Genomic DNA, 7,594 nt, shown 5'->3' with positions numbered 1-7,594 from the left:
TGAAAGAACATTCTTTCAATTGAATAATAACTCACTTAGCATAGCTAAAGGAGTATAGTTTTAACTAAATCATTAGATTTAGAAAGACTAGTATCTGGTGATGATGGCATAGAAGTAACACTCCTACCCATTCCGAACAGGAAAGTTAAGATCTATAGCGCCGAAGGTACTGCACGGGAGACTGTGTGGGAGATTAGGACGTTGCCAGGTTTATTTGCGTGATTAGCTCAGTTGGTAGAGCACCTGACTCTTAATCAGGGTGTCCAGGGTTCGAATCCCTGATGACGCACCAATAATAAAAGCTACTGAATTTTTCAGTAGCTTTTTTTTATAAAAAATTATAAAATCTTTAGATATTAATAAGATATTGTACTATAGATATATATTGGTTAAGAACTAAAACTAGCATATTAATCTATAAAATTTTTCACAGTATGTTCAAATAGAAATTGTGGTTAAAAATGTGTTTCTAAAGTTATTCACAATTAAATTAAGTTATAAACAGGTATTCATAATAATTTATGAATACCTGTTTATAAATATATAATAATTTATATATTATGTGGAAAAATAATTAAATGTAGATTTTTTTAATAATATTATTAAAAAGTTTAAATATTATTAAAGCAGTAAAAATAGTATTTATTTTTTAGTAACAAATTATTAAGTCTATTATATTATTGAACATTATAATTTTATGTTTTAATGGGGGATTAAATTATAGTAAACATTAATATATTAGTTATTAGAAATATAATTTTGTATTTGGGGGAATCTTACATGGATATGATGATTGTATTAAGCTTAATTTTTGCATTTGTAGCTTTAATTTTAGCATTTTTATTAGAAGGTGGAGTAATTACTGCATTATTTCAACTTACAGCTGCAATAATAGTATTTGGTGGTACTTTGGGTGCATTAGGTATATCATTCCCAGGAAATGTACTTAAAAAATTTCCTAAAGTTATGTCTATAGCATTTAAAAAGAGAAAAAATAAGATGGAAGAAAATTTATTGTTTTTTAAAGATATATCTACAAGAACTAGAAAAGATGGACTTTTATCATTAGAAAAAGAAGTTTCTAAAAATAGTGATTTAGATCCATTTATAAAAAAAGGACTTCAATTAGCTATAGATGGAGTAGAACAGTCATCTATTAAGAGTATTTTAGAAACTAAATTAGAGCAAATATCAGAAAGACATCAAGTTGGAATAGAAATGTTTGCAGCAGCAGGTGGATATGCACCTACCATGGGGATAATAGGAACAGTTATGGGACTTATTCAAGTAGTTAGTAACTTAAATGATCCTACTGTATTAGGACCTAAAATAGCAGCAGCTTTTATAGCAACATTATATGGAATTTTAAGTGCAAATATTTTTTGGTTACCAATTGCTAATAAGTTAAAAGTCTTGGATATGGAAGAATATAATGAAAAAGAGATGATTATTAAAGCAATAGTATTAATTCAACAAGGTACAAATCCCAATACTCTTGTAAGTAAACTTGAAGGATTTTTAACAGAGAAGCAATCTAAATTATTAGAGGGTGAATAATTATATGAGGAAAAAAAGAGAAAATAAAGAAAATAGTGAAAGATGGTTACTAACCTATTCTGATTTAATAACTTTGCTAATGGTTTTATTTGTAGTGTTATATGCTTCTTCAAATGTAGATAAACAAAAGTATAAACAAATATCTAATTCCTTTAAACAAGCATTTAGTATAGGTGATGCACAAGGAGTTATAGAAGAAACAGGAGAAGAAACTAATGAAAATAGCATTGTGAATGATGCTGTAATGGTTGAATCAGAAAAGCTTGATACGGCTAAAAGTAAAGTTGATGAGTTAATTAAGGAATATAATTTAGAAGGTAGCGTTTCAACTCAAATACAAGAAAGAGGTCTTATAATAAGCTTTAATGATAATGTTTTTTTTAACAGTGGAGATGCAACTATTAAAAATGAGTATAAGCAAAAGTTAATATCTATATCTAAAATATTAAATGATATAGATAATTATATAAGAGTTGAGGGAAACACCGATAATGTAGCTATAAATACAGAAAATTTTCATTCTAATTGGCAGTTATCTGCAATTAGAGCAGCTAATGTAGTAGAGTTTCTTGCTAAAGAAGGAAATATAAGTTCTGATAGGCTTTCTGCTATTGGGTATGGTGAATATAGACCTATAAAGAGCAATGATAGTAAAGAAGGACAAGCAGCTAATAGAAGAGTTGATATAGTTATATTAAACAACGAGTATAATAAATCAGAAACAGCATCTATTAAATAATTTATTGCATTTTTATCCATATATATTCTCTATTTTTATTTATAAATTAAGTTTAACATTTTTATGATTTTTTAAACAATAAAAATTTTCAAAAATAAGAATATTTTATAGTAATTTAGAGTATTTAGACGTATATTGAATATAATGTCGATATACGTCTAAAAATACTGTTGACATAATAATAGAAAGTCTATATAATTATGTCTTGTTGAGGTCATCAAACAAAACAAATGATTTCAACTGAAAGAAAAAATCTTTCAAAGGATCTGGTGATGATGGCATGGAAGTAACACTCCTACCCATTCCGAACAGGAAAGTTAAGATCCATAGCGCCGAAGGTACTGCACGGGAGACTGTGTGGGAGATTAGGACGTTGCCAGGTAAGCATGGTTCACTAGCTCAGTCGGTAGAGCACATGACTTTTAATCATGGTGTCCCGGGTTCGATTCCCGGGTGAGCCACCAAAATCGTTTCTTTAATATTAAAGAAACGATTTTTTTATTTCATTTTTAAATTTATTATATTCGAATTATAATTTAGTAAATATTAAAATAAATAATTCTTTTAATATTAGAATTTAATAACAAATTAAATTTTAAAAAGTAAAATTAATATGTTTCATTATTATTGATAATTGAGAGCGATAAATAAAGTTGATTTGTGATTAAACAAAATAGTCTTTAAATTAGTTTAATTTAAAGACATAATATATACATCTAATAAAAGTAAAAAAGGCATCCTATAAAGTATATATAATAGGATGTCTTTTTTATTTGCTATAGTATATAAGTTTGATTTTAAATATTAATCTAAAATTAAACTGTTATTTTTAATCTGTAGCTTGCTTTATTGAATTTTATATCTATAATATATAAATTATAATTTGATAAAGTCTTAAATCTTTTAAATTGGTATTATCCAATTAATATGTTACAAGCTCTATCAAGGATTCCATTAAGTTCAGCTAATGCGACTCCAAAATTAGTTATAGGAACATTTTTTTCTTTAACTACCTCTAATCTTGATAATAGTTGCTTTCTTGTAAACATACAAGAACCACAATGTACTATTAATTTAAATTCTGATAAATTCTTTGGAAAATCACTTCCTGATACATTTACTATGTCTAATTTTCCACCAACTTTTTTTTCAAGTAATAAAGGTAGTTTTTCTCTTGCAATATCACCTTTTTGTGCATGATGAGTGCAAGCTTCTGCAATTAATACTTTGTCATTAGGTTTTAAATTATTAATAGCTTTAGCTCCTTTTATAAATAATTCTAAATCACCCTTATATCTTGCCATTAAAATAGAGAATGAGGTTAATCTTATATTTGAGGGAACTATTTCATTTACCTTTTTAAACATTTGAGAATCTGTAATTACTAAAGATGGATTTTTGACTATCTTTAGCAAGTCTTCTAATTCTGTATCTTTAACTGTAAGTGCCATAGCATCATTATCTAGAATATCTCTTATTATTTGTACTTGAGGTAATATAAGCCTTCCTTTAGGGGCTTGGATATCCTGAGGAGCAACCAATATAACTCTATCCTTAGGTTTAACTATATCACCAAGTATAGTAGGCATTTCAAAATCAATTGGCGCATTTTTAATAAGAAGTTCTTTAAACTTACCTATATTTATTTTTTCTCTAGAACTTATTTCTACAAATGGAATATCAAATTCTTTTTGTAATAATTCTAAGTTGCTCATTCCTAAATCAATTTTATTTACTACTCCTATTACAGGAATATTTTTTTCTTTTAAATCTTTAAGCCATTCTTTTTCATTTTCAATATTATTATCTTCTGCCGAAAATACAAGTACAGCTAAATCTGTTTTTAACATTACCTCTTTTGTTTTTTCAACTCTTAATGTTCCTAAATCACCAGTATCATCTAATCCAGCGGTATCTATAATAACCACTGGTCCTAAAGGAAGTAATTCCATTGCCTTTGAAACTGGGTCAGTTGTAGTACCAGGAGTATCTGACACTAATGAAAGTGGTTGATTTGTTAGAGCATTAATTAAACTTGATTTACCGGCGTTTCTTTTTCCGAATATAGATATATGTAGTCTATTTGCTTTTGGAGTGTTAAGCATAAATATGCCTCCTTTATAACTTGATTTTCAATTTTTAATTAGATAGTGTATTTTTTACTCAATATAAATAGTTCATGTATATTTTTATTATTGGAATAAACAAATTTTATTATTGTTCTATAAACATTTGTAAAACTTCTTTTCTTTTAGTTTTGTTTATTTTTTAGTAACTTGAACTTACTAGATATATCATCTTTTATAAATGTTAAGAAACATCTTAAATTCTGTAAGTCTTCTTTTAGTGTAGTTTCTTCATCTGAAGAAAGATATCCGTTATTAAATAATGTAAGAATAAAAAATAGTATACCTAGATTAATATAAATATCTTTTATATCTGCAATAAATAAATTGCTAATGCCAATAAAATCTAAACTTCCACCATAAAATAGTTTATCAATTAATGAACAAAGAGCTCCGCAGAATATAAACCCAAAAGACATATCTGCCCAAAAATCTTTATTATTTTTATATAGGGAGTATCTGTATATTTCAACAAATACAAAAAGTGCAATGATATTAAAAAATATTAATAATGTGAAACTTACGTTAGTTCCAAATCTTGCATTTAACCATGAACCATCAGTATTAATTATTGGATTAAAAGATAGTAAATTAGGAATTATATCGATGTAAGTATCAAAATAAAATAACTTTATGAATATTTTTATTCCTTGATCAATTAGCATTAATGATAAAAAAAGTTTTAACATTGTTTTAAATTTAAATCCATTTTGATTTTTATATCCTATTTTATAAATGAATAATCCTACTAAAGCAAACAAAAACATAAGAAATATATTTAACATTACTGTAGGAGTATCTTTAATCCTACCTGTGAACAATTCAAACAAAAAGTATAAAAACCACATAAGTGGTAGAATGCTTACTGTTAAGATTTTTTTATTATTCATACATTTTCCTCCTAAATATAGTGTGAAAAGTTTTTTATATCAGTTATAACTCTTACATAATTTATTAAAGCGTTATTTAATGATTTTATTTTATAACTAAAAATATTGTGGTGTAAGATTTTTTACACCTATAAATAAGTAAAGGCATAAAATAGATGATTTCATGGTTTATATGAACTTTTTTATTATATTAAAGTTTATCATATTAAATTTTAAAATTCATCATTATATAAGATATAAATTAAATATTGAAATTTAAAAAATATATTTTTGTATCAAGCAATATATTACAATACATGTAATATATAATGATAAAATTAAATAAGATATTATATTAGAAAAAACATTATATAAAATTTGAGGGGGGAGTTAATCATGTTAACTATTTTTGCTATATCAGATTCTATAGCAGAAACAGCTCATCAAGTAACACTAGCAGTGGCAGCTCAGTTTAAAGAAAAAATAAAAATAAGAAGAGTACCATATATCAAAACAATTGATGATGTGGATTGTATTTTTCCTGAAATAGCTAAAGTGGAAAGAAAAATAATCATATCAACAATAATTACTGTAGATGTTAGAGAATACTTAACTAAAAAATGTTATGAAGAAGATATTTATATTATGAATGTTCTAGGACCTCTTATAGATTCTATATCAAGTATGTTGAACACTAATCCAGAATATAAACCTGGGGCCATGAGACAAATAGATGAAATGTATTATAAAAGAATAGAGGCTATGGAATTTGCGATGCAATATGATGATAGTAAAGACTATAGAGGACTTAAAAATGCAGATGTAGTTTTAATAGGATTATCAAGAACGTCAAAGACCCCATTAAGCATGTATCTAGCTAATAAGGGGATTAAAGCTATAAATATACCATTAATGCCTGAAATAGGTGTACCAGATGATATATATATTATAGATAAGAAGAAAATTTTTGGATTAAAAATAGATCCATTTCAATTAATAGAAATTAGAAAGAAAAGATTAGATAAATTCCATCACATATCTTCAAGTATTGAATATGCTGGTGATGAAAGAATATTAGAAGAATTAGAGTATTCAGATAAGGTAATGAAGAAGTTAGGATGTAAAACAATAGATATAACACAAAGGGCTATAGAAGATACAGCTTTAATTATTTTAGAATCAATTGGATATAATAAGAGCACGAATAGTTATTAGATATATTGTGGTTCTTGGGGAGTGTGATTTAATATGAAAATAGGATTAGTACTATCAGGGGGCGGAGCTAGAGGAGCATATCAAATAGGTGTATGGAAGGCTTTAAAAGAGTTGAAAATTGATAGATATATAGAAGTGGTTTCAGGGACATCAATCGGTGCATTAAATTCTATATTATTTTGTCAAGGAGATATAGAGAAGGCAGAGGAAGCATGGCTTAATATATCAAAGGAAAAAGTTCTTCCTATAGATAAGAGAGATTTGAATATTAAAGGTTTTTTAATATCATTAGGATTAAAAAATATGAACTTAGTAAAAAAATGTATGCCAAAGATGATTGATACGGGAAATCTTTCAAGGGGAGGTTTAACTGATATTATTAATAAATATGTAAATTTTAAAGATATAGATGAGTGCAATAAATTATGCTATGTAGCTTGTACAGAACTTACAACTTTTCAACCTAAATACTTTAAGATTAATGGATATAATGAAGAGAATATAAGAAGTATTTTATTTGCATCATCAGCATTACCCATGATATATGAATCAGAAGAATTTGAATCTATAAAATATTTAGATGGTGGAATGGCTGATAATGTTCCTGTACAGCCTGTATATGGAGAAAACTGTGACATTATAATAGTAGTACATCTTTCTAAAGATTCTCATATAAATAAAAAGTTATTTCCCAATACTAAAATAATAGAGATATATCCATCTGCTATGGAAGAGGGGGTATTAGATGGTATATTAGATTTTGTTCCTGAGAGTGCTGAAAAAAGAATTAAACTAGGTTATATGGATACCATTGATTATTTAAAGCCAATTATGGATTTAGGTGTATTAGTTTTTAAGCATAAACCAATACCTGATATAGACACTCAAAAAGTACTTAATTATGTAAAAGATAAGTTTATTAAAAAATAATAGAAATTTATTGTTGACACTATATAAATAAAATGGTAAGATAAAACACGTCGCTGAGATATGCGGCCAACAAGAAAGAAAAAAGTTAAGAAATCAAATTTCAACTTATTAAAAAAACTTGTTGACAGAAAAGAAATCAAATGTTATACTGATTAAGT

At 26.3% G+C, this 7,594-nt stretch carries 6 protein-coding genes, 2 tRNA genes and 2 rRNA genes; 8 read left to right on the top strand and 2 right to left on the bottom strand.

The genetic code is table 11. From position 1 onward, the window contains the following. Positions 1-93: 93 nt before the first annotated feature. From rrf (NG904_RS07630) to NG904_RS07605, 6 genes are all read left to right on the top strand, one after another. Positions 94-210 (top strand): 5S ribosomal RNA (gene rrf / locus NG904_RS07630). Between the two features lie 6 nt (positions 211-216). Continuing rightward, positions 217-292, top strand: a tRNA-Lys gene (locus NG904_RS07625). 488 nt (positions 293-780) lie between these two features. Further along, positions 781-1,557, top strand: a complete 777-nt coding sequence (locus NG904_RS07620) for a flagellar motor protein (protein WP_252217009.1) — start codon at positions 781-783, stop codon at positions 1,555-1,557. A 4-nt stretch (positions 1,558-1,561) separates the two neighbouring features. After that, positions 1,562-2,296: an OmpA/MotB family protein gene (locus NG904_RS07615; protein ID WP_252230844.1), complete on the top strand. Its 735-nt coding sequence runs from the start codon at positions 1,562-1,564 to the stop codon at positions 2,294-2,296. Positions 2,297-2,561: 265 nt separating this feature from the next. Next, a 5S ribosomal RNA gene (gene rrf, locus NG904_RS07610) occupies positions 2,562-2,678 on the top strand. 6 nt (positions 2,679-2,684) lie between these two features. After that, positions 2,685-2,760: transfer RNA gene (locus NG904_RS07605), tRNA-Lys, on the top strand. Positions 2,761-3,210: 450 nt separating this feature from the next. On the opposite strand, the gene hydF is transcribed toward NG904_RS07605, so the two are convergent. Next, positions 3,211-4,401: a [FeFe] hydrogenase H-cluster maturation GTPase HydF gene (hydF, locus tag NG904_RS07600; protein ID WP_252230842.1), complete on the bottom strand. Its 1,191-nt coding sequence runs from the start codon at positions 4,399-4,401 to the stop codon at positions 3,211-3,213. A 146-nt stretch (positions 4,402-4,547) separates the two neighbouring features. After that, positions 4,548-5,312 carry a signal peptidase II gene (locus NG904_RS07595; RefSeq protein WP_252230840.1) on the bottom strand — a complete coding sequence of 255 codons (765 nt, stop codon included), beginning with the start codon at positions 5,310-5,312 and terminating at the stop codon, positions 4,548-4,550. Positions 5,313-5,687: 375 nt separating this feature from the next. Here NG904_RS07595 and NG904_RS07590 point away from each other — a divergent pair, with 375 nt between their 5' ends. Further along, positions 5,688-6,506 (top strand): pyruvate, water dikinase regulatory protein, encoded by an 819-nt coding sequence (locus tag NG904_RS07590; protein ID WP_252230838.1) that lies wholly within the window; start codon positions 5,688-5,690, stop codon positions 6,504-6,506. Positions 6,507-6,539: 33 nt separating this feature from the next. Further along, entirely contained in the window at positions 6,540-7,436 is an 897-nt protein-coding gene (locus tag NG904_RS07585; RefSeq protein WP_252230836.1) for a patatin-like phospholipase family protein, read from the top strand. The last annotated feature ends 158 nt before the right edge of the window (positions 7,437-7,594 follow it).

Origin of the sequence: Clostridium sp. ZBS15, from assembly GCF_023845705.1 — a bacterium.
In the GTDB taxonomy this organism is placed as follows: domain Bacteria; phylum Bacillota; class Clostridia; order Clostridiales; family Clostridiaceae; genus Clostridium; species Clostridium aquiflavi.
The sequence above is the reverse complement of the archived record's forward strand: the minus strand, read 5'-3'. Positions and strand labels throughout refer to the sequence as shown.

Coding starts and splice junctions, on each gene's coding strand:
- NG904_RS07620 (WP_252217009.1), top strand. CDS start 781: ATGGATATGATGATTGTATTAAGCTTAATTTTTGCATTTGTAGCTTTA.
- NG904_RS07615 (WP_252230844.1), top strand. CDS start 1,562: ATGAGGAAAAAAAGAGAAAATAAAGAAAATAGTGAAAGATGGTTACTA.
- hydF (WP_252230842.1), bottom strand. CDS start 4,401: ATGCTTAACACTCCAAAAGCAAATAGACTACATATATCTATATTCGGA.
- NG904_RS07595 (WP_252230840.1), bottom strand. CDS start 5,312: ATGAATAATAAAAAAATCTTAACAGTAAGCATTCTACCACTTATGTGG.
- NG904_RS07590 (WP_252230838.1), top strand. CDS start 5,688: ATGTTAACTATTTTTGCTATATCAGATTCTATAGCAGAAACAGCTCAT.
- NG904_RS07585 (WP_252230836.1), top strand. CDS start 6,540: ATGAAAATAGGATTAGTACTATCAGGGGGCGGAGCTAGAGGAGCATAT.